20 protein-coding genes are annotated in these 26,067 nt (G+C 45.5%); 16 read left to right on the top strand and 4 right to left on the bottom strand.

All coding sequences use genetic code 11. From position 1 onward, the window contains the following. The first annotated feature begins 97 nt into the window (after window positions 1–97). From der to AACR11_RS02755, 4 genes are all read left to right on the top strand, one after another. Window positions 98–1,594 carry a ribosome biogenesis GTPase Der gene (gene der / locus AACR11_RS02770; RefSeq protein WP_009697676.1) on the top strand — a complete coding sequence of 499 codons (1,497 nt, stop codon included), beginning with the start codon at window positions 98–100 and terminating at the stop codon, window positions 1,592–1,594. A 94-nt stretch (window positions 1,595–1,688) separates the two neighbouring features. Next, a complete protein-coding gene (locus AACR11_RS02765; protein ID WP_029789209.1) occupies window positions 1,689–2,558 on the top strand; it encodes a metal-dependent hydrolase in 870 nt (289 codons plus the stop codon). Between the two features lie 294 nt (window positions 2,559–2,852). Continuing rightward, entirely contained in the window at window positions 2,853–3,857 is a 1,005-nt protein-coding gene (locus AACR11_RS02760; protein ID WP_017818888.1) for a GGDEF domain-containing protein, read from the top strand. A 72-nt stretch (window positions 3,858–3,929) separates the two neighbouring features. After that, window positions 3,930–4,154, top strand: a complete 225-nt coding sequence (locus tag AACR11_RS02755) for a zinc ribbon domain-containing protein (protein ID WP_074051091.1) — start codon at window positions 3,930–3,932, stop codon at window positions 4,152–4,154. Here the strand turns inward: AACR11_RS02755 and xseA are convergent. Next, window positions 4,151–5,482 (bottom strand): exodeoxyribonuclease VII large subunit, encoded by a 1,332-nt coding sequence (xseA, locus tag AACR11_RS02750; RefSeq protein WP_029789208.1) that lies wholly within the window; start codon window positions 5,480–5,482, stop codon window positions 4,151–4,153. The two genes, AACR11_RS02755 and xseA, sit on opposite strands and share 4 nt — an antisense overlap. 231 nt (window positions 5,483–5,713) lie before the next feature. On the opposite strand from xseA, the gene guaB reads away from it, so the two are divergent. The 5 genes from guaB to AACR11_RS02725 all read left to right on the top strand — a co-directional run bounded on the left by guaB (window position 5,714) and on the right by AACR11_RS02725 (window position 13,217). Further along, window positions 5,714–7,177 (top strand): IMP dehydrogenase, encoded by a 1,464-nt coding sequence (gene guaB, locus AACR11_RS02745; protein WP_005447694.1) that lies wholly within the window; start codon window positions 5,714–5,716, stop codon window positions 7,175–7,177. A gap of 126 nt (window positions 7,178–7,303) precedes the next feature. Next, the gene (gene guaA, locus AACR11_RS02740; protein ID WP_005447693.1) at window positions 7,304–8,857 is read left to right on the top strand and encodes a glutamine-hydrolyzing GMP synthase; all 1,554 of its coding nucleotides are present in this window, start codon (window positions 7,304–7,306) and stop codon (window positions 8,855–8,857) included. A gap of 164 nt (window positions 8,858–9,021) precedes the next feature. After that, window positions 9,022–10,545: a Na+/H+ antiporter NhaC family protein gene (locus AACR11_RS02735; protein WP_029789207.1), complete on the top strand. Its 1,524-nt coding sequence runs from the start codon at window positions 9,022–9,024 to the stop codon at window positions 10,543–10,545. A 201-nt stretch (window positions 10,546–10,746) separates the two neighbouring features. Further along, window positions 10,747–12,441, top strand: a complete 1,695-nt coding sequence (locus AACR11_RS02730; protein WP_079325524.1) for a chitinase — start codon at window positions 10,747–10,749, stop codon at window positions 12,439–12,441. A 182-nt stretch (window positions 12,442–12,623) separates the two neighbouring features. After that, window positions 12,624–13,217, top strand: a complete 594-nt coding sequence (locus AACR11_RS02725; protein WP_005447690.1) for an acetate uptake transporter — start codon at window positions 12,624–12,626, stop codon at window positions 13,215–13,217. A gap of 125 nt (window positions 13,218–13,342) precedes the next feature. Here the strand turns inward: AACR11_RS02725 and AACR11_RS02720 are convergent, their stop codons facing one another. Together AACR11_RS02720 and AACR11_RS02715 are read right to left on the bottom strand one after the other, a co-directional pair. Beyond that, a complete protein-coding gene (locus AACR11_RS02720) occupies window positions 13,343–14,890 on the bottom strand; it encodes an alanine/glycine:cation symporter family protein (protein WP_005447683.1) in 1,548 nt (515 codons plus the stop codon). A 307-nt stretch (window positions 14,891–15,197) separates the two neighbouring features. Continuing rightward, the gene (locus AACR11_RS02715; protein WP_029789206.1) at window positions 15,198–16,454 is read right to left on the bottom strand and encodes a D-amino acid dehydrogenase; all 1,257 of its coding nucleotides are present in this window, start codon (window positions 16,452–16,454) and stop codon (window positions 15,198–15,200) included. Window positions 16,455–16,558: 104 nt separating this feature from the next. Here AACR11_RS02715 and AACR11_RS02710 point away from each other — a divergent pair, with 104 nt between their 5' ends. Continuing rightward, on the top strand, window positions 16,559–17,455 hold the full coding sequence (locus AACR11_RS02710) for a LysR substrate-binding domain-containing protein (RefSeq protein ID WP_029789204.1): 897 nt from the start codon (window positions 16,559–16,561) through the stop codon (window positions 17,453–17,455). 129 nt (window positions 17,456–17,584) lie between these two features. Here AACR11_RS02710 and AACR11_RS02705 read toward each other — a convergent pair whose 3' ends face one another. Continuing rightward, window positions 17,585–19,234, bottom strand: coding sequence for a mechanosensitive ion channel family protein (locus AACR11_RS02705; protein WP_029789203.1), 1,650 nt, complete (start codon window positions 19,232–19,234; stop codon window positions 17,585–17,587). A gap of 201 nt (window positions 19,235–19,435) precedes the next feature. On the opposite strand from AACR11_RS02705, the gene AACR11_RS02700 reads away from it, so the two are divergent. The 6 genes from AACR11_RS02700 to sufS all read left to right on the top strand — a co-directional run bounded on the left by AACR11_RS02700 (window position 19,436) and on the right by sufS (window position 26,056). Then, entirely contained in the window at window positions 19,436–20,704 is a 1,269-nt protein-coding gene (locus AACR11_RS02700) for an O-acetylhomoserine aminocarboxypropyltransferase/cysteine synthase family protein (RefSeq protein WP_009697684.1), read from the top strand. 228 nt (window positions 20,705–20,932) lie between these two features. Continuing rightward, entirely contained in the window at window positions 20,933–21,304 is a 372-nt protein-coding gene (gene sufA, locus AACR11_RS02695) for a Fe-S cluster assembly scaffold SufA (RefSeq protein WP_005447677.1), read from the top strand. Between the two features lie 48 nt (window positions 21,305–21,352). Further along, window positions 21,353–22,828, top strand: a complete 1,476-nt coding sequence (gene sufB / locus AACR11_RS02690) for a Fe-S cluster assembly protein SufB (RefSeq protein WP_029789202.1) — start codon at window positions 21,353–21,355, stop codon at window positions 22,826–22,828. A gap of 6 nt (window positions 22,829–22,834) precedes the next feature. Continuing rightward, window positions 22,835–23,581, top strand: coding sequence for a Fe-S cluster assembly ATPase SufC (gene sufC, locus AACR11_RS02685; protein ID WP_005447675.1), 747 nt, complete (start codon window positions 22,835–22,837; stop codon window positions 23,579–23,581). Continuing rightward, window positions 23,556–24,836 (top strand): Fe-S cluster assembly protein SufD, encoded by a 1,281-nt coding sequence (gene sufD, locus AACR11_RS02680; protein WP_029789201.1) that lies wholly within the window; start codon window positions 23,556–23,558, stop codon window positions 24,834–24,836. Before sufC ends, sufD begins: the two co-directional genes overlap by 26 nt. Beyond that, on the top strand, window positions 24,833–26,056 hold the full coding sequence (gene sufS, locus AACR11_RS02675; RefSeq protein WP_029789200.1) for a cysteine desulfurase SufS: 1,224 nt from the start codon (window positions 24,833–24,835) through the stop codon (window positions 26,054–26,056). The genes sufD and sufS overlap by 4 nt, the downstream gene beginning before the upstream one ends. Window positions 26,057–26,067: the final 11 nt, after the last annotated feature.

Genomic DNA, 26,067 nt, shown 5'->3' with positions numbered 1-26,067 from the left:
TATTCCTGACGTGGTTATAGGTAAAAAGCTGGTTTGATTTGGCATCAAGCAAGTCGTTACCTATAACTACAGAAGAAAGATTATTGTAGAGGTTGTTATGGTACCTGTTGTTGCTCTTGTGGGGCGTCCGAACGTAGGTAAATCTACACTATTTAACCGATTGACACGTACGCGTGATGCGTTGGTTGCGGACTTCCCTGGCCTAACGCGAGACCGTAAATATGGCCAAGCTCGCCTTGGCGAAGAACATGAATTCATCGTTATTGATACCGGCGGTATTGATGGCACGGAAGAAGGTGTAGAAACAAAGATGGCGGAACAATCGTTAGCAGCGATTGATGAAGCTGACGTAGTGCTATTCCTTGTTGACGGTCGTGCTGGATTAACACCATCTGATGAAGCGATTGCCGCGCATCTGCGTAAAATCGAAAAACCAGCAATGCTGGTAGTAAACAAGATCGATGGTATTGATGCTGATGCTGCTTGTGCCGATTTCTGGCAACTTGGTGTTGATGACATGTACCAAATCGCTGCGGCACACGGTCGTGGTGTGACAGCATTGTTGGAACGAGCGTTAGCGCCATTTTTCGATGATCTTCTAGCAAGCGAATCTGAAGAAGGTGAGATTGAAGATCTGACTGAATTCGAAGATGAAGAGCTAGCGATTGAAGATTACACCGAAGAAGATGCTGAAGCGGAGTTCAAACGTTTGCAAGACCAGCCAATCAAATTGGCAATCATTGGTCGTCCTAACGTTGGTAAATCAACACTAACAAACCGTATTCTTGGTGAAGAGCGCGTCGTGGTATACGACATGCCAGGCACCACTCGTGACTCTATCTATATCCCAATGGAACGTGATGGTCGTGAATACGTGTTGATCGATACTGCAGGCGTACGTCGTCGTGGTCGTATCAACGAAACAGTAGAGAAGTTCTCTGTTGTTAAAACACTGAAAGCCGTAGAAGACGCAAACGTGGTTCTATTGGTTATCGACGCGCGCGAAAACATTTCTGATCAAGACTTGAGTCTACTTGGCTTTGCATTGAACGCAGGTCGTTCAATCGTACTAGCCGTGAACAAGTGGGATGGTCTAGATAACGAAGTGAAAGAGAACGTGAAGAAAGAACTCGACCGCCGTTTAGGTTTCGTTGATTTTGCACGTATTCACTTTATCTCTGCGCTTCACGGTACAGGCGTTGGTCACTTGTTCGAATCGATTCAAGAAGCGTACAAGTCAGCAACGACACGCGTTGGTACTTCTGTTCTAACTCGTATCATGAAGATGGCAACAGACGATCACCAACCGCCAATGGTCCGTGGTCGCCGTATCAAATTAAAATATGCGCACGCGGGTGGTTACAACCCACCAATCGTAGTTATTCACGGTAATATGGTTCGCGATCTACCAGATTCGTACAAGCGTTACTTGATGAACTACTTCCGCAAGTCTCTGGAAATCATGGGTACACCAATCCGTATTAACTTCCAGAACAGCGATAACCCGTACGAGAACCGTACAAACAAGCTGACTCTTTCTCAAGAGCGTAAGCGCAAACGTATGATGTCTGCAGTGAAGAACCGCAACAAGTAATCGCCTAAGATTTTATGAATACCCAAGTTTCGACTTGGGTATTTTTTTATAAGCAGATTTTTGCTCGAACCAATGCATTAGAAGTATGACTAACATGACGATCACAGCTACCAAAACTCGCTTCTGTCATCAAACTTGGCAACTGGAAGCACCAGTACAACTTTCTCACTCCACTGAAGAAGTCACTTACGTTGTTACTGAGGAGACCCCTTTTCATCCTGTCAGCCACATTTGGCCAGATCATCCTGCTGACAAAGGCACACTAACTATTAAGGGCATGAGCTTTGAAGTGGTCGATTGCCAAGTTGGTGCGGTAGAACTTGCGAGTGGAAAGTTGTTCGTCGGTACTGAAATTCCGGTAAAACGTGATACGGAAGGGTGGGTGTTTGTTGTGGTACATGTGTTGCCACGTACAGAAGCTATTGCCGTTGGTGACGCTGCATTACTAGAAGTAGATAAGGAATACCAACTGTCACTGAGTCGTGGTCATAGTGCTGGGCACATCGCATACCTTGCGCTCAACAAGGTACTTGCACAAAACTATTGGCGTAAAGATGCAGATCGTAAAGACCCACATGGTAATTATGACTTCAACAGCTATGCCCAAGAGACCAGCTTTGTTACCTCAGATAAATGTCTGGATACCTATCGTTTAGGTAAAACACTCCGTAAAAGGGGGTTAAACAGTGCAGATATGCTGTCTGACCTAAAAAGCATCGAACAACAGGTGAATGTTCTGTTGAGAGATTGGCTAAAAAGGGACGTTGCGATCACCATCGATTGCCATGGTGAACACCTTACCGATTCACGTTACTGGCAGTGTGATTTAGGCGAAGGTGAAATCGCTGTCATCCCTTGTGGGGGAACGCATGCGAGCCATTTGAATGACTTTGGTTCTATCCAAGTAACATTGGTGGAGATAGACTCACAAACCATCGAAATGCACACCGATGTAATTCGCTAATTTAGCTTTTTGATCCTTTTATTATATTCTGTTTTATTGTTTTGTTGCTCGGAAGTGTGGTTTTAAGTTCTATTTTAAATTGAAAGACAGAATATGTAACTTATGCTTTCGGTGTGTGGTTATATAAATATTCTTTTAAGGGGTGATCGCTGATCAAAAGGGTAATATCCGATGATCAGCATGCGATCTTTTATAGTGCCGCGTTCGCATAATGTGAGTTAGTTACCTGTGTCATATTAATAGATTTATTATATTTCAGGTTAATAAACATAATAACGATATGATTACGCCATTATGGATAAAGATAGACTGTTAGATGCTCACCGAGCAGTCAATCGTCTTTTAGGTAAGCTTGCTCTGGGAATGGAACGCGATAGCCTCAACAATGAGGTTATTAAGTTAAGTGAACACCTATTCGGTAAGAGGCAAGCTTCCATACTTCGATTGCACCCCGATACCAATACATTGCACTTGGAATTTGCTCCGCATTTACCTGATTTCTACAACCAAGCTATTGAAGGAGTCCCCATTGGACCAAAGGTCGGGTCTTGTGGTGCTGCTGCATTCTTAAAACAAACTGTGGTTGTTAGCGATATCGATCATCATGTTAACTGGGCACCTTTTCTTAAACTCACTCAACAAGCCCAACTTCATGCGTGCTGGTCAGTGCCGATTATTGCATCGGATGGTCATGTTCTGGGGACATTTGCTATTTACAGTAACGCCCCTTCCAAGCCTCACCCTTATGAACTTGAAGTGCTCGAAATGCTAGCTGCTTTGTATGCCATTGCGCTAGAGAAATACCGTTTAGAAGAACAGCTTCATTTTCATGCCAGTCGAGATCCTCTCACGCACTGCTTTAACCGTCGTGCTCTGTTGTCAGAAGTTGACCGGAAAATAAACGGTAAATGTGGTCGTAATGCCTTAGTCGCCTGTTTCTTCGTTGATATTGATGAGTTTAAGTATATTAATGACCGATTTGGTCATGAGACTGGTGATCAAGTTTTAGTACTAGTAGCTGAACATTTAAAACAAGCTTTTCGCTCTTGCTCGGTGATCGGACGTTACGGTGGTGATGAATTTGTCGGTTTTTGTTGTTTCCCAGATGAGCAGACCTACTTTCACTTTGTTTCTCGTTTAGCGGATGAGCTTAATCAGATTTACCAATTAGAAGAATATCAAGTCAAAGCCAGCATTGGCGCTTCTTGTAGTACAGCTAGTGAGCGTGCAGTGTTGCAGCAGCTTATTCAACAAGCTGATGTTGCTATGTATCAGAACAAGCGTGCTAAGCGAGCGTGATAAAGATCAAGGCGTTAAGCTGGCTTATGATTAGACTGTAAGTCAGTGAATTGAAGTTATTTAGAGGAAGTTATGCAACCAAATATTTGCCCAACTTGCAACGTAGAACTGGAATGGACTGGGCAATATCACTGTAATCAGTGCGACTCAGATTATAAGAAGGTAGGGTTTTGCCCAGATTGCGATGCGGAGTTAGAAAAACTACAGGCTTGTGGTGCGGCAAACTATTTCTGCAATAGTTGTAATGAACTCAAATCGAAATCACGTGTTCGATTTGAGTTTCAAAAAGTCAGTTAATTAACCGTTGAGCGAAGCTCACCATCAGATAAGCGGGTGACTAAAACGTCGCCCGTTTTTACATCCTTTGCTTGGGTAACAACCTGACCTTGCTCAGTCTGAGTAATTGAGTAGCCACGTTTTAGTGTTGCCAGTGGGCTTACCGTATCTAGCTTCTCTGCCGCGATTGCCAGTTGGTGACGCATAGTCAGTAACTTGCGAGCCATTGCATCCATTAGCTTTTGCTCAACGCGGTCAAGCTTCGACTTCTGCTCAGCCAAATGTTTTACTGGTGAGTTCAGTTGTAGGCGATGATGTTTGCGTTCTACCGCTTGTTGGCGTGTCGTGATGAATCGTTGCATCGCGCGTTGTAGGCGCATGTCCAACTCATCAAGTTGTTGTGTCTGGCGCTGCAATTGATAGCTTGGGTGCTGGCGCTCTAAACGATGCATTAATCGAGCGGATTGCTGTTTCTGTTGTGCCAGGTAGTAACGCATTGCACTGGCTAGCTTATGTTGGCGAGTCACCAAAGCTTGATCTTTGTGGCTGTTATCGCGGCTTACCAATTCAGCCGCCGCTGATGGGGTCGGTGCCCGCATGTCAGCGACAAAGTCAGCAATCGTCACGTCAACCTCATGACCAACTGCACTGATGATAGGAATTTGGCTTGCAGCAATAGTGCGAGCAAGGATTTCGTTGTTAAAGCACCAAAGGTCTTCTAACGAACCGCCACCACGACCAACAATCAATACATCACATTCGTCACGACTGTTTGCACGGCCGATTGCCTGCGCAATTTGAATCGCGGCTTCTTCACCTTGCACCATGGTTGGGTAAACCACCACGGGTAGGGAAGGATCACGACGTTTCAATACGTCTAAGATGTCGTACAGTGCTGCACCGGTTTTTGAGGTGATCACACCAACGCGTTTTGGGTGCTCAGGTAAAGGCTGCTTATTGGTTTGAGCAAACAAACCTTCTGCTGCCAATTTCATCTTAAGTGCTTCGAACTCTTGTTGCAGACGACCATCACCTTCAGGCTGCATGCTCTCAATGATCAATTGATAGTCACCACGAGGCTCGTACAGAGACAGACGTGCTTTAACTAATACTTGATTGCCGTTAGCTGGTTTGAAAGTGACGCGACGATTGTTACCACGGAACATGGCACATTTAACTTGAGCGCGAGAATCTTTAAGAGTGAGGTACCAGTGACCAGAGACGGGAGCTGAAAAGTTGGATATCTCTCCGACAAGCCAGACGATCCCCATTTCGTTTTCGAGCAGCAGACGCACTTCGGCATTGAGACGAGAAACAGTGAAGATGTTTTGATTGGTCTGGGAGAGCACAGCTAATTCCGTAGACGTGAGTATGGAAATTAGCGGCAATATAATACATATCAAGGGGGTAATTGCAAGAAAAAAATTAAAAAATTTGTGGTCAAGCGATTGCGTTAACCGTATAATCCCTCCGCAATATCTAATCCAAATGTAGCCAACAACCTAAAACTGGTTACCCTCATTACGCGAAACGATGAGATTGGATTGTCTTTTTACTCCTCTAATTGTGAGATATTGCAAATGCTAAGAATTGCCAAAGAAGCGCTGACATTCGATGACGTACTACTCGTGCCAGCTCACTCCACCGTTCTCCCAAACACAGCTGATCTTCGCACTCAGTTGACTAAGAACATCACCCTAAACATCCCAATGATTTCAGCGTCTATGGACACTGTTACAGAAGCTCGTCTAGCTATCGCGCTAGCGCAAGAGGGTGGCATTGGCTTTATCCACAAAAACATGTCTATTGAGCAGCAAGCTGCTGAAGTTCGTAAAGTTAAGAAGTTTGAAGCTGGTGTCGTTTCTGATCCAGTAACTGTTAGCCCTGAAGCGACTATCGCTGACGTGGTTGCACTGACTGAAAAACACGGCTTCGCTGGTTTCCCTGTAATCACAGAGAACAACGAGCTTGTAGGCATTATCACTGGTCGTGATGTGCGCTTTGTTACTGACCTTTCTAAGAAAGTGTCTTCAGTAATGACAGCAAAAGAAAACCTTGCAGCAGTAAAAGAAGGTGCAACACGTGAAGAAGTGCAAGAGAAGATGCACGAAGCACGCGTTGAGAAAGTATTGGTTGTGAACGATGAGTTCCAACTAACCGGTATGATCACTGCGAAAGACTTCCACAAAGCAGAACGTAAACCAAACGCATGTAAAGATGAGCGCGGTCGTCTACGTGTTGGCGCAGCCGTTGGTGCTGGCGCTGGTAACGAAGAGCGTGTTGCTGCTCTAGTTGAAGCGGGCGTTGACGTTCTACTTATCGACTCTTCACACGGTCACTCTGAAGGTGTACTAAACCGTATCCGCGAAACTCGCGCAGCTTACCCAGATCTAGACATCATCGGCGGTAACGTTGCGACAGGTGCTGGTGCTAAAGCACTTATCGAAGCGGGCGTTAGCGCTGTGAAAGTGGGTATCGGTCCTGGTTCAATCTGTACTACTCGTATCGTAACGGGCGTTGGTGTTCCTCAAGTAACAGCAATCGCAGACGCAGCAGAAGTGGCTAACTCATTCGGTATCCCAGTTATCGCTGACGGCGGTATCCGTTTCTCTGGTGACATCTGTAAAGCAATCGTAGCTGGCGCATCATGTGTGATGGTTGGTTCAATGTTCGCAGGTACAGAAGAAGCACCGGGTGAAGTGATTCTTTACAACGGTCGTTCTTACAAGTCTTACCGTGGTATGGGCTCTCTTGGTGCGATGTCTCAAGGTTCATCTGACCGTTACTTCCAGTCTGATAATGCAGCAGACAAGCTAGTACCAGAAGGTATCGAAGGTCGTATCGCATACAAAGGTCGTCTAAAAGAAATCGTACACCAACAAATGGGCGGTCTACGTTCAAGCATGGGTCTTACTGGCTCTGCAACGATTGAAGATATGCGTACTAAAGCTGAATTTGTTCGTATCTCAGGTGCGGGCATGGCTGAATCACACGTACACGACGTTCAAATCACTAAGGAAGCTCCAAACTACCGTCGCGGTTAATTTTTACTGTTGTAAAAATAAAACCTATACACTCGACGTAAACGTTTGCTTTTTTCCTTGAAGCATTAATAAGAGGCGAGTACACTCGCCTCCGTTTTAATAACCTAGCTTATAAGACTGCTCAAAATGACTAAAAATATTCATGACCAACGTATTCTGATCTTGGACTTCGGTTCTCAGTACACTCAGCTAGTAGCGCGCCGTGTACGTGAAATCGGTGTTTACTGTGAACTGTGGAGCTGGGACGTTGAAGAAGCGGATATTCGTGAATTCAATCCAGACGGTATTATCCTCTCTGGTGGTCCAGAAAGCGTAACGGAAGATAACTCTCCACGCGCTCCTCAATATGTATTTGACTCTGGTGTGCCAGTATTAGGTGTATGTTACGGCATGCAAACTATGGCTGAGCAGCTAGGTGGTAAAGTAGCGGGTTCTACAGAACGTGAATTTGGCTACGCACAAGTTAAAGTTTCTGGTGAATCTGCACTATTTAAAGATCTTGAGCTAACTCAAGACGTGTGGATGAGCCACGGTGACAAAGTAGTAGAAATTCCTGCTGACTTCGTGAAAGTTGGTGAGACAGACACATGTCCGTACGCTGCGATGGCGAACGAAGAGAAGAAGTACTACGGTGTTCAGTTCCACCCAGAAGTAACGCACACGAAAGGCGGTCTACAAATGCTAGAGAACTTTGTTCTTGGCGTATGTGGCTGTGAGCGTCTATGGACTTCTGAATCTATCATCGAAGACGCGGTTGCTCGTATTAAAGAGCAAGTGGGTGACGACGAAGTTATCCTAGGTCTATCTGGTGGTGTTGATTCATCGGTAGTAGCGATGCTAGTTCACCGTGCAATCGGCGACAAGCTAACGTGTGTATTCGTAGATAACGGTCTTCTTCGTCTAAACGAAGGTCAACAAGTAATGGATATGTTCGGCGACCAATTTGGTTTGAACATCATCAAAGTTGACGCTGAAGAACGTTTCCTAAAAGCACTTGAAGGCAAATCGGATCCAGAAGAGAAGCGTAAGACAATCGGTCACGTATTCGTAGACGTATTTGATGAAGAGTCTAAGAAGCTGAAAAACGCGAAATGGCTAGCTCAAGGTACGATTTACCCAGACGTTATCGAATCTGCTGCATCTAAGACTGGTAAAGCGCACGTGATCAAATCACATCACAACGTGGGCGGTCTTCCAGATGACATGGAAATGGGTCTTGTTGAGCCACTACGTGAGCTGTTTAAAGATGAAGTTCGTAAGATCGGTCTAGAGCTTGGTCTTCCGTACAACATGCTTTACCGCCACCCATTCCCGGGTCCTGGTCTAGGTGTTCGTGTTCTTGGTGAAATCAAGAAAGAGTACTGTGACTTGCTACGTCGTGCAGACGCTATCTTCATTGAAGAGCTACACGCTGCAGACCTATACAACAAAGTATCTCAAGCGTTCACGGTATTCTTACCAGTTCGCTCTGTAGGTGTAATGGGTGATGGTCGTAAGTACGATTGGGTTGTATCTCTACGTGCGGTAGAAACTATCGACTTTATGACTGCACATTGGGCACACCTACCATACGACTTCCTAGGTAAGGTTTCTAACCGTATCATCAACGAAGTTGACGGTATTTCTCGCGTGGTTTACGACATTTCTGGTAAGCCACCAGCGACAATCGAATGGGAATAATTTCCTGTTAGATATACCAAATTAAAAACCAGCCTTCGGGCTGGTTTTTTTATGCCTGAAAAGTGTGAACGCAGGTCTCAACTTTTTTATTAGAAAATATATACATGCGAGATTGTTGAATGTATATTCATTTTTAGTGTTTAAATATTAAAGTTGGTATTGCTATGGAACAGGCAGAAGTTACCTCCCTCATCCCCATCATTATTACGTTAGTCCTTGCGCTCACGACAAGAAACGTTGTTGTCGGTCTTTTTGCTGGCGTTGTTAGCGGTGTGGCTATGTTAGAAGGCACATTCGTTGACAAAGGTCCGCTCGATTCGTTTAGCGCACTGATGAAAAGTTACCTGTTGCCGCAACTGACTGACAGTTACAACGCAGGTGTCATCCTTCTTTTGGTTTTCATTGGTGGTTTTGTTGCCTTGATGGAGAAATCTGGCGGTGGCGTGGCGTTCGCTAAAAAGGTCACTCAGTGGGTTGCAAGCAAATGCCAAGCACAGCTTTCTGCTTGGTTTGGCGGCGTTGTTATTTTCTTTTCAGACCTTGGTACACCGTTAATTGTTGGTCCTGTCTTTCGTCCTCTTTTTGATAAACTGAAAGTCTCTCGCCAGAAGCTAGCCTTTATCATCGATTCAACTTCATCCCCAGTGGCGATCCTCATCCCTTTCATCGGTTGGGGCGTTTATATCATGAGCCTGATTCAAAAAGAGTTTGCTGCACTGGATGTAGGTATCAGTGATTGGGATGCTTTTATTGGCGCGATCCCTTACCAGTTTTATGCCTTTTTAGCGATCGCGATTGTTCCGATTGTCTCTTTCTTCAAGCTGGATTTTGGACCAATGGCGAAAGCCGAACAGCTTGCAGAGCAGGGTTCTGATTTTGGAAAAGTGCAAGATTCATTAAATGCGTTTGAGCATAAAAATGCAAAAACAAGTTTTGTTTGGGCACCGCTGCTCGTCATGCTAGTTGTGCTTTGCTCGATTCTAGTGCCTCACGGTTTTCCATTTCAGAAAGTCGCAGGCTCGACCTTCCGTGCTGCATTGTCGTCGGCGTATTTCTTTGCTGCAATTACCCTAATTAGCTTGATGGCGTTTTATGGCGTGAGAAAACTCTCTGATGGCATTCAGGTTTACCTAAAAGGGATGTCGAACATGATGTCCGTTGCGGTGATTTTGGTTCTTGCTTGGTCATTGAGTTCGGTTGGCAAGGAGCTTGGCGCAGCGGCGTACATTGCAGAACAAGCGCAGGCTGGTTTCCCTTATTGGTTATTGCCAGCGGTGGCATTTTTGTTAGCTGGTATTATTTCGTTCGCAACAGGATCGTCGTGGGGGACATTCGCTATTATGATGCCGTTGGTTATCCCAACTGCAGTTGCGATTGATGCACCATTGTTGGTGTGTATTGGTGCGGTTCTGTCTGGCGGTCTATTTGGTGATCACTGTTCGCCAATTTCTGAAACCACCATCTTGTCTTCGACTGGTGCTGGTTGCGAGCAGTACGAACACTTTAGAACTCAATTTCCTTATGCGGTGCTTAATGGTGCCATTGCCCTAGCAAGTTTTCTTGTCGCCGGGGTAATGGCTTCGCCTGTGATTGTACTGGTGGCGGTTGTGGTTCAGTTTGCTGTCTATTTATTGCTTTCTAAACAGAAATCTTCGCAGGCTTTAGAGTCGATAACAGCCAACCAATAACCAAGAATAAAAACGGGGGAAGGTTCTCCCGTTTTGTTTTGAGTCAAGGTAACAGTTTTTGTGATACCCGCTGTGTAACAGTATTTATTTATAAACTTTGCGTCGCAGAATGAATGGGCTTTACTCGGCGTTTTTTCTACATGATCCACTATGTGTCTAGTTATTCCTTGTATATTGTATTGATAAATACGGAGATTAGACATGTTTGCACTCAAACATCTGCCTCTTGCATTAAGCTGTGTGCTCGCGGCACAAGCTCATGCCAGTATGAATATCCAACCTGATCCTCAAAACCCGAATGGCTACGTGATCGCTCGTGGTGACATTCAAGCGGTTGAGCAAAGCAAAACATCTGACCCAATGTATGCCACCTGGGCACAGGCGTTAGAGACTCGCCCGAACAGCGTTGTAGAAGCTATCGTACCGGGCGCAGCAGGTAACCCAGAAAACGTTAAACGTGTTGAACGTGTATTCCCCGAAAGTGAGTGGGACTTCCTAACGCAAATGGCTGCGCCTGAATACACTTATACTCGTTTCTTACGTGCAATAGGTAAGTTCCCTGCATTCTGTGGTGAGTACACCGATGGTCGAGACTCTGACGCAATCTGTAAGAAATCCATCGTGACAGCATTTGCGCATTTTGCTCAAGAAACTGGTGGTCACATTGCGGTTGATAACGTATCAGACAACCCACTTGCATTAGAAGAGTGGCAGCAGGCACTCGTGCATGTACGCGAAATGGGATGGTCTGAAGGTCAAGAGGGTTACACCACAGGCTGTGGTCAGAACGATTGGCAAAATAAGCGCTGGCCATGCGAACCTGGTCAAGGGTATTTTGGGCGTGGTGCCAAACAGCTTTCTTACCACTTTAACTATGGCGCATTCTCTGAAGTCATGTTTGATGGCGATGCATCGGTGCTGCTGAAGAATCCGGGTTTAGTCGCTGACTCTTGGTTGAACTTGGCTTCTGCAATTTGGTTCTTCTTAACCCCTCAAGCGCCAAAACCAGCGATGTTACACGTAATTGATCGTACATGGGTGCCATCGCAACGTGAGATCGATGCGGGCATTGGTTACGGTTTTGGTACCACTATCAACGTCATCAATGGCGGTATTGAATGTGGCGAGCAAAACAAAGACAAAGGTCAGCCTGTTAACCGTATTCGTTACTGGGAAGGTTTAGCAGCGCATTATCAAATTCCTATCGAAGCTGATGAAACCAATACTTGTTGGCAACAAACGCCGTACGGTAGCTTAAACCTTAACGGTGCGACTGATGTGCTTTACACCAACTGGGATGGTAACTGGAAGTACTACTCAGATCGCCCTGGGGGTCATTCATTTGAGTGTGAATTGGTTGGCTTCCAAACCGCATATTCGGCTCTGGTAGCAGGAGATTACGAGAAATGTGTTACCAACTTCTACCAATCTCACGCGGGTTGGCCTGAAGTACGCATTGTCGACAAACTAGACCCAGTCGATCCGGTTGACCCACCTGTAGGTGGTGTTGCTGCATGGGATGCTGGCAAGGTTTATAACACAAGCGACCAAGTCTCTTACAAGGGGGCGGTATATGAAGCTAAGTGGTGGTCACAAGGCAATGAGCCGACCAAAGGTGACCCTTGGAAGCTCGTTTCGGGCACGCCAACCGAGCCACCAACGACTGAACCTCCTGTGACAGAGCCACCAGTAACTGAGCCTCCAGTAACCGAACCACCGGTGACGGAGCCTCCTGTTTCAGGGGACTTTATCGCATGGGAACCAGGTGTCACTCAAGTAGCCAATGGTGACAAAGTGACTTATCAAGGTAAGTGTTTTATTGCGAAAAATGGTCCGGGTGTATGGGAAACGCCAACCCAGAGTAACTGGTTCTGGGATGAGATCTCTTGCCAGTGATTGAACAATAAATAGTCTAAGTATCTATAAAGACTCTGCTTTTTAGTAGGGTCTTTTTTTATTCATTTGATTGCCTATTTGTGCAATCTAAGTTTCCAATAACGTCTTTTCTCTTTTGTTTTTTAGTCCATTAAAATTCGCGCGCAATTTTTATCAACATTTTTGAAAACAGGTACGCTTACATGTCTACTAAACTGGCTAACCCAGCGCCGCTAGGCCTAATGGGTTTCGGTATGACCACGATTCTGCTTAATATCCACAACGCAGGATTCTTCCCAATTGACTCAATGATCCTAGCAATGGGTATCTTCTACGGTGGTCTTAGCCAAGTTCTTGTTGGCATGATGTGCTTCAAACGTGGTGATACTTTCGGTACGACTGCATTTACGTCTTACGGTCTGTTCTGGCTAACACTGGTTGGCCTAATCGTAATGCCTTACATGGGTCTTCCTGCAAGCCCAGCACACTTTATGGGTTGGTACCTACTGCTATGGGGTATCTTCACTGGCTTCATGTTTATTGGTTCTCTATGCTACCCAGTAGCGAAGCAAGTCGTATTTGGTTCTCTTACTATCCTGTTCTTCCTACTAGCTGCACGTGACTTTACTGGTAGTGAGCTGATCGGCACTATCGCAGGCTTTGAAGGTATCTTCTGTGGTGCAAGCGCAATCTACTTCGCAATGGCTCAAGTACTAAACAACGAGTACGGTCGCACGGTTCTTCCAATCGGCGAAAAGCAAAAGCCTCAAGTTGCAACGCAAGAAATCGCAGCATAATCGCTTCGAATTGAATGCAAAAGAAAAGGGTTAGCCACTGGCTAACCCTTTTTTAATGTCCTTTTCGGACCACTGCTTTTTCTTATATACCCGCCAACCTGCTGGGGGAGGAGGTTAATGAGGCATTAGGTAGATGGTTGTTCTACTGTTTCTGCCGTGTCACTATCCGCTGTAGGCGCCTTGCCTGTTTTACGTTTGTACTTTTCTTCCCAGTAGTCAGCACCTTTGATACCAAGCGCAACAGGGTTGAATGTGTACTCTGTAACCCCACGTTTTTGCTGCTCTTCATAATCAGCTAGAGCTTTTAGTGCTGGCTTAGACATGAAGAAGATGATCAGAATGCCGACAATATTTAGCCATGCCATTAGACCTACGCCTACGTCACCCATTGCCCACGCAAGGTTAGCTGTTTTAACCGTACCGTAGAATACCGCGGAGATCAGAATGACCTTCAAGATAAACATCAGACCGTTTACTTTTACTGTGCGACGGATGTAAGCGATGTTGGTTTCTGCGATGTAGTAGTACGCCAAAATCGTTGTAAAGGCGAAGAAAAACAGAGCAATCGCGATGAATGGTTTACCCACACCCGGAAGGGCACTTTCAATCGCCATTTGCGTAAATACAGGACCATTTGCACCGATATCTGCTGGAAGGTTCTGTACTAAGAACGCACCTTCGACTGCACCGTGTACGTTGTACGCACCCGTGATAAGAATCATAAATGCGGTTGCTGAACACACTAGCAGTGTATCGATGTAGATAGAGAACGATTGAACCAGACCTTGCTGTGCTGGGTGATCAACACTTGCTGCTGCTGCTGCGTGAGGACCAGTACCTTGACCTGCTTCGTTAGAGTAAACACCACGTTTTACACCCCAACCAATCGCAGCACCAATACCCGCCATCGGTGTGAATGCATCACCAATGATCATGCCAACAATACGTGGAATTTCACCGATGTTAAGTAGGATGATAACGAATGCTGTGATGATGTACGCCAGAGCCATGAACGGAACTACGATTTGAGTGAAGTTCGCGATTCGTTTCACACCACCAAAGATAATGAAAGCAAGAATGACACAGACAACCGTACCAGTGAAAATTTTAGCGAAACTGAAGGTACCAATAGCGGTTTCAATCATGTCACCTGAGCCAAATGCTGCTTCTACTGCGTTACCAATACTGTTCGATTGAACGCCAGGAAGTAGAACACCACATGCAAAGATGGTTGCGATAGCGAAGATCCAAGCGTACCACTTTTGACCCATTGCTTTTTCGATGTAATAAGCTGGACCACCGCGGAATTCGCCTTCGTCTTCTTCTTTATAAATCTGTGCGAGTGTTGATTCTGCGTATGCGGTTGCTGCGCCAAAGAAGGCGACAACCCACATCCAGAAAACAGCACCTGGACCACCGAAACCGATAGCGGCTGCAACACCTGCAATGTTACCTGTACCTACACGGCCAGATAGTGAAACGGCCAAAGCCTGAAATGATGAAATCCCCTTGGTTGAACTCTTACCAGAAAGTAGCAAGCGCCACATTTCAAAGAAGTGACGAATCTGCACAAAGCGCGTCATGATCGAGTAGAACAAACCAGCGCCAAGGCACAAATAAATCAGTACCGGACTCCAGATAATTCCATTCAGAAAATCAACTAATGACTGCATGAGTATTTTCCCTGTTTGTTATGGTTGTGGTTGTTTTTCGTACAACACATTACCCTTTTTTGTAATGCAATTGTTAACCTTTTTGACTAAAAATCCTTTGTAGCGTGATGATGAACACAGAATGGTTAAATATTGTTAAAAATTGGTTCTTGTTATGTTTGTGTGTGGTTTTTATTGGAAATGACAATGAATTGATTGAATATGCAGCACATTGTCATGAAAATATGCTGCGAGATATGGAAGTTATATCTTCTGAATGCTATTCAACATGTGGAATAATGTTCTATTTGAAATGGTTTGCAGGTGTTTAGGCGTAACGGCTTAGGCTCAATTCTGAGTGATTTGTTACTTTGCTTTCTGCACCGATCATAATGTCGGCAAGGAGTTGTCCTGACCCACAAGCCATGGTCCAACCTAGCGTTCCATGTCCGGTATTCGTGAATAAATTGTCGTAAGGGGTCGCACCAATGATGGGTGTACCATCGGGCGTCATGGGGCGAAATCCTGTCCAAAATTCGGCTTGAGTGAAATCGGCACTTTGCGGAAATAAATCTCGAATCACCATTTCAATCGTATTCTTGCGCTTTTGCGGTAATGAAGGATCAAAGCCCGCAAGTTCAGCGGTCCCTGCGACCCGGATGCGATCGTCAAAGCGTGTCATTGCCACTTTATAGGTCTCATCCATGACGGTAGATCGCGGTGCAAATTGTTCACATTCAATCGGAACCGTCAGTGAATACCCTTTGACGGGATAGATCGGAATATCAATCTCAAGCTGCTTGAGTAACGCCGTTGAGTAACTGCCCGAAGCAAGTACAAACTGGTCTGCTTTAAATAAACCGCGATCCGTTTGGACACCCATGACCTTTTTGCCTACGGTAACCCAATTACTTACCTCTGTATTGAATTCAAACCTGACACCATAAGCTTTCGCCAGCTTAGTTAACTGCTGACAAAACTGGAAACAATCTCCGGTTTCATCATCGGGTAGGTACAACCCACCGACCAGTTTTTCTTTTACTAACGCTAACCCAGGCTCTTGTTTGATGCAGTGCTCGACGTTCATTAGCTGAAAACGTGTACCGCTTTGTTCTAACAACTTAAGGTCTTTTTCTATGGCGTCTAACTGCTGTTGAGATCGAAATACTTGTAACGTCCCGAGTTGGCGACCTTGGTATTCAATCGCATGATCACGTCTTAGCTGCTCTAAACAAGTGCGGCTGTGATTGGCGATGGATAGCATTCGTGCTTTGTTGATCTGATAGCGAGATAAGGTGCAATTAGACACCATTTTCGTAGCCCAGCGGATAAGCTCTGGGCTGAGAGACGGTTTTATTTTGAGTGGGGCATGCTCTTCGGTTAGCCATCTCACGGCTTTGAGTGGAATGCCTGGGGCTGCCCATGGTGAGGAGTAGCCGTAAGAGATTTGTCCTGCATTGGCGAAGCTGGTTTCCATCGCACTGCTTGGTTGGCGATCGATCACGGTGACCTGATAACCTGCTTGAGCTAGATACCAAGCTGAGGTCAAACCGATAACACCACTACCTAATACGATGACTTCCATTGATGTGCTCCACACATTTTAGATGTGCGCAGTTTGTCTTCTTTACCTTTTGTTAACAATCGATATAAATTACATCCAGCGTTTAGAAAAACTATAGGCTCAGGATGAAAAGTAGTGTCGTAAGTGGATTGTGGTTATTTAGCCAAGTAGCGGAACACAACAGTTTTACTAGTGCAGCAAAGGCATTGCACTTGACGACAGGCGCAATTAGCCAGCAAATTATCCAGTTGGAAGAGCAACTAGGCTTTACTTTGTTTGAACGCCATTCGCGAGGAATTAGGCTGACACCTAAAGGTTTGCAGTTATCTCAGACTTCGCAATTTCACTTCTCTGAACTTAGGAAAGCACTTGAAGAGCTACAGATTGAAAAGCCCCACAATGAAATTCGCCTCAAACTGACACCTTCTTTTGCATTTAAATGGCTGGTTCCTAGGCTTGAAAGCTTCCACCTAAATAACCCCGACCTGCAAGTACAGATTTTTGCAGAGGGAGCGCTTGTGAATAGTGAGCTGAAGGATTACGACGTTGCAATTGACTATGGTCCGCACCCGTATCGAGACAAAAACGCGAAGCGGATTCTTGATGAGCAACTTCTTCCAGTGATGAGTGTCAAATACCTTGAGGATCATGGGTGGCTAAAAACACCTAAAACGACACCAGAGCAATGGCGAGATGCGACGTTATTGCACGATGCTATGCCATGGGATAAAGCGCCGCGTGACTATGAGTGGCTCTATTGGGCATCAAGTATGGGGCTGGATTTTAAAACGGATTCTGGGCATTTCTTTAATCGAACGGATATGGCGATGTCCGCAGCTGAAGCCGGCGTTGGTATTGCGATGGCACGTATGGCGCTGGTGGAGGATGAACTTAAAAATAGTCGTTTGGTCTCACCATTTGAACCCGTTGATGCCAACGCAGGGTACTACTTGATCGTTAACACGAAAAGCGAACCAACCGAACGATTTAAAAAGTGGCTTTTACAACAAGTCCGGTTGTAACTACCGAGAGTTATGTTTGGTTCATGTGTTTAAGAAGCCACAATGAGTGAACACAGAAGATTAACAATGCGGAGTTATAACCTCAGATAAACCGCCTCTTACGAGGCGGTTTTTTTATGCATTTAAGCTTTATGCGTTTTGAGGTACGGCTTGAACCGGCGTGGGTGCCGTGGTCAGTTGTACAGAATCTGCTGTGAGATACGTGGTAGTGGAAGGGAAAGCAAATTGAGCTCCTTCTGCCGTAATGATCTTATCAATCAGCATCAGAAGTTCTTGTTGCAGGTTAAGGAAGGTTTCCCTATTTGTGGTGTTTAAATGAGCGAGAACCTCAATATCCAGACTGTACGCATTGAAGGCACTAAAGTGAACTCGAAGGGGAGAATCTAAAACATCTGGATGTTCTTGGAGTAATGCCGTGATTTTCTCTGTAATGAGCTGTAATTGCGCCATGCTCGTCTCATAGCGCAACCCGATAGTCGCTTTGAAAGGATAACGGTCACGGCGGCTATAGTTGATGATCTCTCGCTTGATAAGGTCACCATTAGCAATCGTGATTTGCGTTCTGTCTTTTGCTCTGATGCGTGTTGAGCGCACTCCTATTTGTTCTATGACTCCTGACTGGCTGCCAATTTGGCAGTAATCTCCAACTGACAAGGATTTATCTAAGAACAAGATAACCCCACCGATTAAGTTCTCCATAGTTGGACGGATAGCGAGCGCGATTGCCATCCCCCCTAAACTCAACCCCGTCACGATGCCGTAAACGGGAACGCCCAAGCGATTCAAACCATAACCAAGGCAAGCAATAGCGGCCATCGAACCCAGCAAAGTACCGATAATTTGTGTCAGGCTTTGGCGCAGTGTGGTGTTAGTGCGTTGTTTACTCATTAGTAGGCGACACGTTTTGTAAATCAACAGATAAGCGACTTGGCTGAGCAATAGCCAACAAATGAGCTCTATGACGATATTGAGTGTCGACATTAGTACGCCAGTTAAATTGAGTTGGTAGTCTGCGAGATAAAGAAAACCGCTTAGTGTGAGTACGGCAAGTATCGCTTTTGAAATTGGCGACTGGATATGGTTGTAGAGTAAAGCAAGCACAGAGATGGTCGCAGAAAGAGACAACGCCAGCCCTAACCATTGCCAGATTGCTTGGTCGCCATATTCCAGCATAAATACGCTAGGTAATGCTTCTACGAGGTGAAACCATGTTGGCGGAATAAGTCTTCCCGCGCTTAGCGAGTAATATTGATAGTAATCTAAGCTAGCTCCGGAATGAGAGGGTAAGTGTTTAACCAGCAAATAATCACTGTACAAGCCGTGCACGGTTTGCTCGGAAAAACGATACTGACCATCAGGTTGCTTGATCAACTCTAACCCCGTATCTGGAATTTGCCAGCGGGTTAGGGTGTTGCTATCGGGAATGAGAGATAAGTCTGTAGGTGGAGCTCGGTCGAGTATTTCCTTCATCAACATGACAGATTCAATAGCGACTCGAGTTTGGCTAGATTCTGGGACTTTAGACAGATCGAAGGCTTGCGTTGCTTTATCGAACAACGCGTAAATACGTTGTCGGTTTTGCTCTGTATTTTGAGCTGGATCTTCAATGATTTCGGTTAGTTGCTGATTGGCTTGTGACACCAAAGTATCAAAGCTTGTGAGTGCTTTTCGAGGGCTAGAGAGATCGGGAGGTGCGAGGGGGAAAGTCTCATTTGCCTGAGTGAAGAAAGCGAGAAGCACCAAACACCCAACGATCATCCATGATGTGATTGTTTTCATAACATTATCCTAGCCTTATGATTATTGGATAAGTTTAGTCAATGATTTTCATATGCGGAAAAAGCTAACGTTGTTATTCCTCTCTTTTGGACCATCTGAACAGAAATAATCCACTCCCCTGTGACTTGAACTGCTTTTCTTTGTTGAAAAAATCGGCAATATAAAAGAATAACCATTCACTCAATAGTTCAGGGAAGATGCATGAAAGACGAAACACTCTCGATCCATTTTGGCTACGAAACCGACCCAACAACCAAATCAGTAGCGACACCGATTTACCAGACGGTAGCGTATGAGTTTGATAATGCGCAACATGGTGCGGATTTATTCAATCTTGAAGTTCCGGGCAATATTTACACTCGTATTATGAACCCAACCAATGACGTGTTGGAAAAACGCATGGCAGCGTTGGAAGGGGGGATTGCTGGTTTGGTTGTGAGTGCAGGTAGTGCGGCAATTAACTACGCTATTCTCACGCTCGCGCAAGCTGGCGATAACATCGTTTCTACTCCTCAATTATATGGTGGTACTTACACCTTGTTTGCGCATATGTTGCCAAACCAAGGTATTGAAGTGCGTTTTGCCAAGGACGATAAGCCTGAAAGTCTTGCTGAGCTTATCGATGAGAATACCAAAGCGGTTTACTGTGAAAGCATCGGTAATCCGGCAGGGAACATCATAGACCTAGAACGTGTTGCCGAACTGGCTCATGCGCAGGGCGTGCCTGTGATTGTAGACAATACGGTCGCAACTCCAGTGCTATGCAAGCCAATCGAATTTGGTGCCGACATCGTGGTTCATTCGCTCACTAAGTATGTTGGTGGGCATGGTACGACGCTGGGTGGCATCATCATTGATTCTGGGAAGTTCCCGTGGGCACAGCATAAAGATCGCTTCCCAGTATTTAATCAGCCTGAGCCTTCTTACCACGGCGTGGTTTACACCGAAGCATTTGGTGAGGCGGCTTTTATTGGTCGTGCTCGTACCGTTCCTTTGCGTAATACTGGTTCTGCTTTGTCACCAATGAATGCCTTTATGTTGATGCAGGGGCTGGAAACGCTGTCGCTGCGTATGGAGCGTCATACCGAAAATGCGCTGAAAGTCGCGGAATACTTAAGCCAGCACGAGAAAGTGAGTTGGGTAAGCTACGCGGGTTTACCTACGTCGGAATTCTATCCATTGGCAGAAAAATACATGCAAGGTAAACCATCAGCGATATTGTCGTTTGGCTTGAAAGATGGTTATGAAGCTGGTGTGCGCTTTTACGATGCATTGAAGATCTTTAAGCGTTTGGTAAACATTGGTGACGCAAAATCGCTTGCATGCCATCCGGCGTCGACTACGCATCGTCAATTGAGTGAAGCGGAGCAAAAGCAAGCGGGTGTATCCCCAGAGATGATTCGCTTGTCCGTTGGTATTGAACACATTGATGACATCTTGGTAGACCTTGAACAAGCCCTTAATGCTTAATTATTGAATTAAAAGTGAAAAGCAGCTCTTTGATAGGGCTGCTTTTTAAAGACACCGTCGATATTCAACTTTCATTTCAGCCCCCGTTTCTTTTTCAAATCCCATTTCGTTTTCTATTCCAAATTGTGACCGAGCAGCATGCCTTAATCCCATAAATTCATTATGGTTGAATGGATAAATGATAATAACTATCATTCTCAGTGTTTGTTTTTAAATAGGTGAATAGTCATGTCGGGACTCAACTCAGTAGACAGCTTCGATCCAAGCAGCAGTTGGCAAGGGCTAACTCTGACCGATAAAGCTGCCAATCAAATTAACAAGCTGCTCGAAAAAGACGAATCTCTATGTGGCTTGCGACTCACAATTAAGCCTTCAGGTTGTGCGGGCTATGCGTATGTACTGTCCACCGTGGATGAAGTCATCGCTGACGATCTTGTATATGAGCATTTAGGCGCCAAGTTATTTGTGCCTCTTGATGCCATGCCTTATCTCGATGGAACAGAAGTGGACTTCATTTCACAAGGGTTGAACCAGATGTTCCAGTACAACAATCCTAAAGTACAAAGTGCTTGTGGTTGTGGTGAAAGTTTTAATGTGTAAAAGCGAGCACTGCTCTAGGGCAGTGGCTGGTTTTAAATGGTACCGACAATGACACAAAGTGGTATTGAGATCCAAGAAGATGTTCAAGCTTGGGTTGATGATGATAGTTACAAACAAGGGTTCTACAGCAATATTGCGACAGACCAGTTAGCAAAAGGCATCAATGAAGATGTTGTACGTGCGATTTCTGCCAAAAGAAACGAACCTGAATGGATGCTGGAGTTCCGACTTCGGGCGTTTCGAATTTGGCAAACCATGGAGGAACCGCATTGGTTAAAAGCGCACTACGACCCGCTTAACTATCAAGATTATAGCTATTATTCCGCGCCATCTTGTGGTCAGTGCGATGATACTTGTGCTGGCGATGAAGCATCACTAGACCCGGAGTTTTTGACTAAAGAAGTCGAACAAGCTTTTGACCTGCTGGGTGTGCCAGTTCGTGAGGGAAGCGAAGTCGCTGTTGATGCAATTTTTGACTCCGTATCGGTCAAAACCACGTACAGTGAAAAATTGGCAGAGAAAGGCATCATTTTTTGCTCATTCAGCGAAGCGATTCACAAGTACCCTGAGCTAGTACAAGAGTACCTAGGGACAGTCGTCCCGCCAGAAGATAACTTCTTTGCAGCGCTAAATGCTGCCGTTGCGTCGGATGGCACCTTCGTTTACATCCCCAAAGGTGTTGAGTGTCCTATGGAGCTCTCGACCTATTTCCGGATCAATGCTGCAAAAACAGGTCAATTTGAACGTACGATTTTGATTGCTGATGAGGGCAGCTATGTCAGCTATATCGAAGGATGTTCGGCACCATCGCATGATAATTACCAGCTGCATGCGGCGGTGGTAGAAGTGATCGTCCTCAAAGATGCTTACGTGAAGTATTCGACCGTACAAAACTGGTTCTCAGGCAAAGATACCAACGGCGGTATCCTCAACTTTGTGACCAAGCGAGCGCTGTGTAAAGGCAGTGGTTCAAAGATGTCTTGGACTCAATCCGAAACGGGATCTGCCATTACATGGAAGTACCCAAGCGTCATTCTCCAAGGGGATAACTCGATCGGTGAGTTTTATTCCATCGCGTTAACGTCGGGTAAGCAGTTGGCCGACACTGGCACTAAGATGATCCATATCGGTAAAAATACCAAGTCCACCATCATCTCAAAAGGCGTCTCCGCTGGGCACAGTGAAAACAGCTACCGCGGATTAGTGAAGATCTTACCGAGCGCTGAAAATGCGCGAAATTTCACTCAATGTGACTCGATGCTCATCGGTCCGGATTGTGGGGCGCATACCTTCCCTTACGTTGAAGTAAAAAACAACTCCGCTCAGGTCGAGCATGAAGCAACCACAACCAAAATTGGTGAAGACCAACTGTTTTACTGTTCACAACGAGGCATCGCTGAAGAGGATGCGATCTCAATGATTGTGAACGGTTTTTGTAAGGATGTGTTTTCCGAATTACCGCTGGAGTTTGCCGTAGAAGCACAAAAATTATTGGCAATCAGCTTAGAACACAGCGTTGGATAATGAAAAATGTTAACAATTAACAACTTAAAAGCCCAAATTGAAGAACAAGAAATTCTAAAAGGAGTCAATCTTCAGATTAACCCTGGAGAAATTCACGCCATCATGGGACCAAACGGTTCCGGTAAAAGCACGCTGGCAAGCACGCTCGCGGGACGTGAAGACTACGAAATTACCGATGGATCTGTCGATTTCAACGGCAAGGATTTATTGGAATTAGATCCTGATGAACGTGCAGGCGAAGGCGTGTTCTTGGCATTCCAATACCCTGTCGAAATTCCGGGAGTGAGTAACCATCTCTTCTTACAAGCATCAGTGAATGCGGTGCGAAAATACCGTGAACTTCCGGAATTGGAACGCTTTGAACTTGCGGATTTAATTGAGGAGAAAATTGAGCTTCTCAATATGCCGAAAGACTTACTTTCTCGCTCGGTAAACGTCGGCTTTTCTGGCGGAGAAAAGAAGCGTAATGACATCTTGCAAATGGCGGTACTTGACCCACAACTTTGCATTTTGGACGAGACCGATTCTGGATTAGATATTGATGCACTTAAAGAAGTTGCTAATGGCGTAAATAGCCTAAAAGACGGCAAGCGTTCTTTCATCATTGTGACCCATTACCAACGCATTCTTGATTACATCAAACCTGACTTTGTGCACGTGCTGTATCAAGGAAAAATCATCAAATCGGGTGATTTCTCTATGGTGGCTGAGTTAGAGGAGAAGGGCTATGGTTGGCTCACCGGAGAGGAGTAATTGTCTATTGCCATTCAGTGACTATTTAAAGCCTCGTCTGATTGAGTTAGATGAGGTTGCCAAATACCATTGGCAAGCCGCGTTAGCACAAGGATTACCGACTCGTCAGCATGAAGATTGGAAATACACCTCGCTTGAAGGCTTCGATGCCATTGATTTTTCCAGCCAGCGTGAGACTGATGTATCGATGGCTTTCGTTCAGGCTCACAAGCTTGATATGGATGCAGAAAGGTTAGTATTTGTGAACGGTCAGTTCCAACCTAATTTGAGTGATATTGATGGCGAGGCATTTCGACTTTCTTTACTTAATGGTGATGCAAAACAAGCGTTGCCTGCCGCGATTGCACCAGAAATCTTTTTGCATCTCACGGAAGCATTTTCCGATACGACTTTGTTGATTGAGGTCGATGCCAAACATACCGTAGACAAGCCTATTTACTTGATGCAAATTGAGTCTCGACCTCAAGGTGGTATGGCACATCATCGCGTACACCTAAAAGTCGGACAAAGTAGCGAAGTTAAAATTGTTGAGCACCTTCTTTCTGCTTGTCATGGCAATCGTGTGGCAGCAAGTTATTCCGGTTCGCGGCTTACGATGGAGGTTTCGGACAACGCTGAACTTACCCATTACAAGCTCTGCTTGGGTTCTGCGGAACATTACCATTTTGCTCACAATGATCTTTTCGTTGGACGAGATGCAAATGTATCAAGCCAGACCTTTTTGCTCGCTGGTCAATTGACGCGCCACCACACCAGCTGCCAGTTAAATGGCGAAAATACAGAGATTGAAATCAACAGCCTAGCGCTACCTAGCCATCAGCAAACGTACGACACGCGTACTTACCTTGAACACAACAAAGGGCATTGCACGAGTCAGCAACTGCACAAAATTATTGCCAGTCAGCAAGGCAAAGCAGTATTTAACGGCATGATCAAAGTCGCCCCAAACGCGCTCAAAACTGACGGACAAATGGACAATCACAACTTGTTGCTAAGTAAAGCGTGTGAGGTCAACAGTAAGCCTCAACTGGAGATCTATGCGGACGACGTGAAGTGCAGTCACGGTACTACCACAGGAGCATTGAGCAAAGAGCAGGTGTTTTATTTGCAGGCTCGCGGATTACCAAAGCACCAAGCTGAACAATTGATCACCCTTGCCTTTGCCGCGGAAGTCGCAGAGGCGATTGATATTGACGTTATTCGTACGCTGGTTTTACAGCATATAGAGTCCAAGCTAGCAGAGGTAAATGCATGAGCTCTTCCATAACAGCGCAACGAGCACACTTTCCAACCTTACATCAGGAAGTGAACAACAAGTCTTTGGTTTACTTAGACAGCGCAGCAAGTGCACATAAACCATCGGTCGTGATTGAACGAGTCGACACCTTTTATCGACATGAAAACGCAGCGGTTCATCGTGGAATCCATCATTTGAGTGCTCATGCGACAGACTTGATGGAACAAGCGCGTGATAAGGTTCAGCAATTCCTTAATGCCAAGCAGCGTGAAGAGGTGGTTTTTGTTCATGGAACCACGCATGGCATTAACCTTGTTGCGAATGCTTATGCGAAAGCGCAGTTGACGGAAGGCGATGAGATCATCGTGTCTGAGATGGAGCATCACGCCAATATCGTGCCTTGGCAAATGCTAGAACAAGACATCGGGATCAAAGTGGTGGTGTGGCCGCTAGAGCTTGATGGAAGCTTGAGTTTGGATACGCTGAAAATGCTGATGACTGGGCGTACTCGCTTATTAGCGGTCACCCACGTCTCTAATGTGCTTGGTACTATTAATCCGGTCAAAAATATCATCGAGTTGGCTCATCAGAATGGCACCCGAGTGCTGGTAGATGGGGCACAAGCAGTGATGCACCAAGCGGTCGATGTACAAGAAATTGACTGCGACTTCTATGTATTTTCAGGGCATAAGCTCTATGGCCCGACAGGAGTTGGGGTGTTATACGCGAAGAAAGAGCTGCTTGATATTATGCCTCCGTGGGAAGGTGGTGGTGCGATGATAAAAGAGGTCGATCTGTACCAAGGGACCACTTATAACGAAGCGCCATGGCGTTTTGAAGCTGGCACTCCTAATGTTGCTGGCATTATCGGTTTAGGGTGTGCGATTGATTATGTGCTCGATCTTGGGTTTGAAGCGATTGGTCGCTATGAACAAACATTGGTTGACTACCTCTACGATCAACTAAAGACGGTACCAGACATTGTCATTTATGGTCCTCAAGAGCGCTGCGGCGTAGTGTCATTCAACCTTGCACAAGTGCATGCCTTTGATGTGGGTAGCTTTTTAGATAAGTACGGTGTTGCGATTCGAACGGGACATCATTGCGCTCAACCTCTGATGAAATACTACCAAGTACCTGCGATGTGTCGTGCATCGGTTGCTTTATATAATAATCAACAAGATATTGATGTTTTGGTTTCTAGTCTAAAACGTATCCATACCTTGTTAGTCGGATAGGAAAGAGAAAG

It is taken from the genome of Vibrio sp. L85 (assembly GCF_963871815.1).
In the GTDB taxonomy this organism is placed as follows: Bacteria; Pseudomonadota; Gammaproteobacteria; order Enterobacterales; family Vibrionaceae; genus Vibrio; species Vibrio harveyi.
The sequence above is the reverse complement of the archived record's forward strand: the minus strand, read 5'-3'. Positions and strand labels throughout refer to the sequence as shown.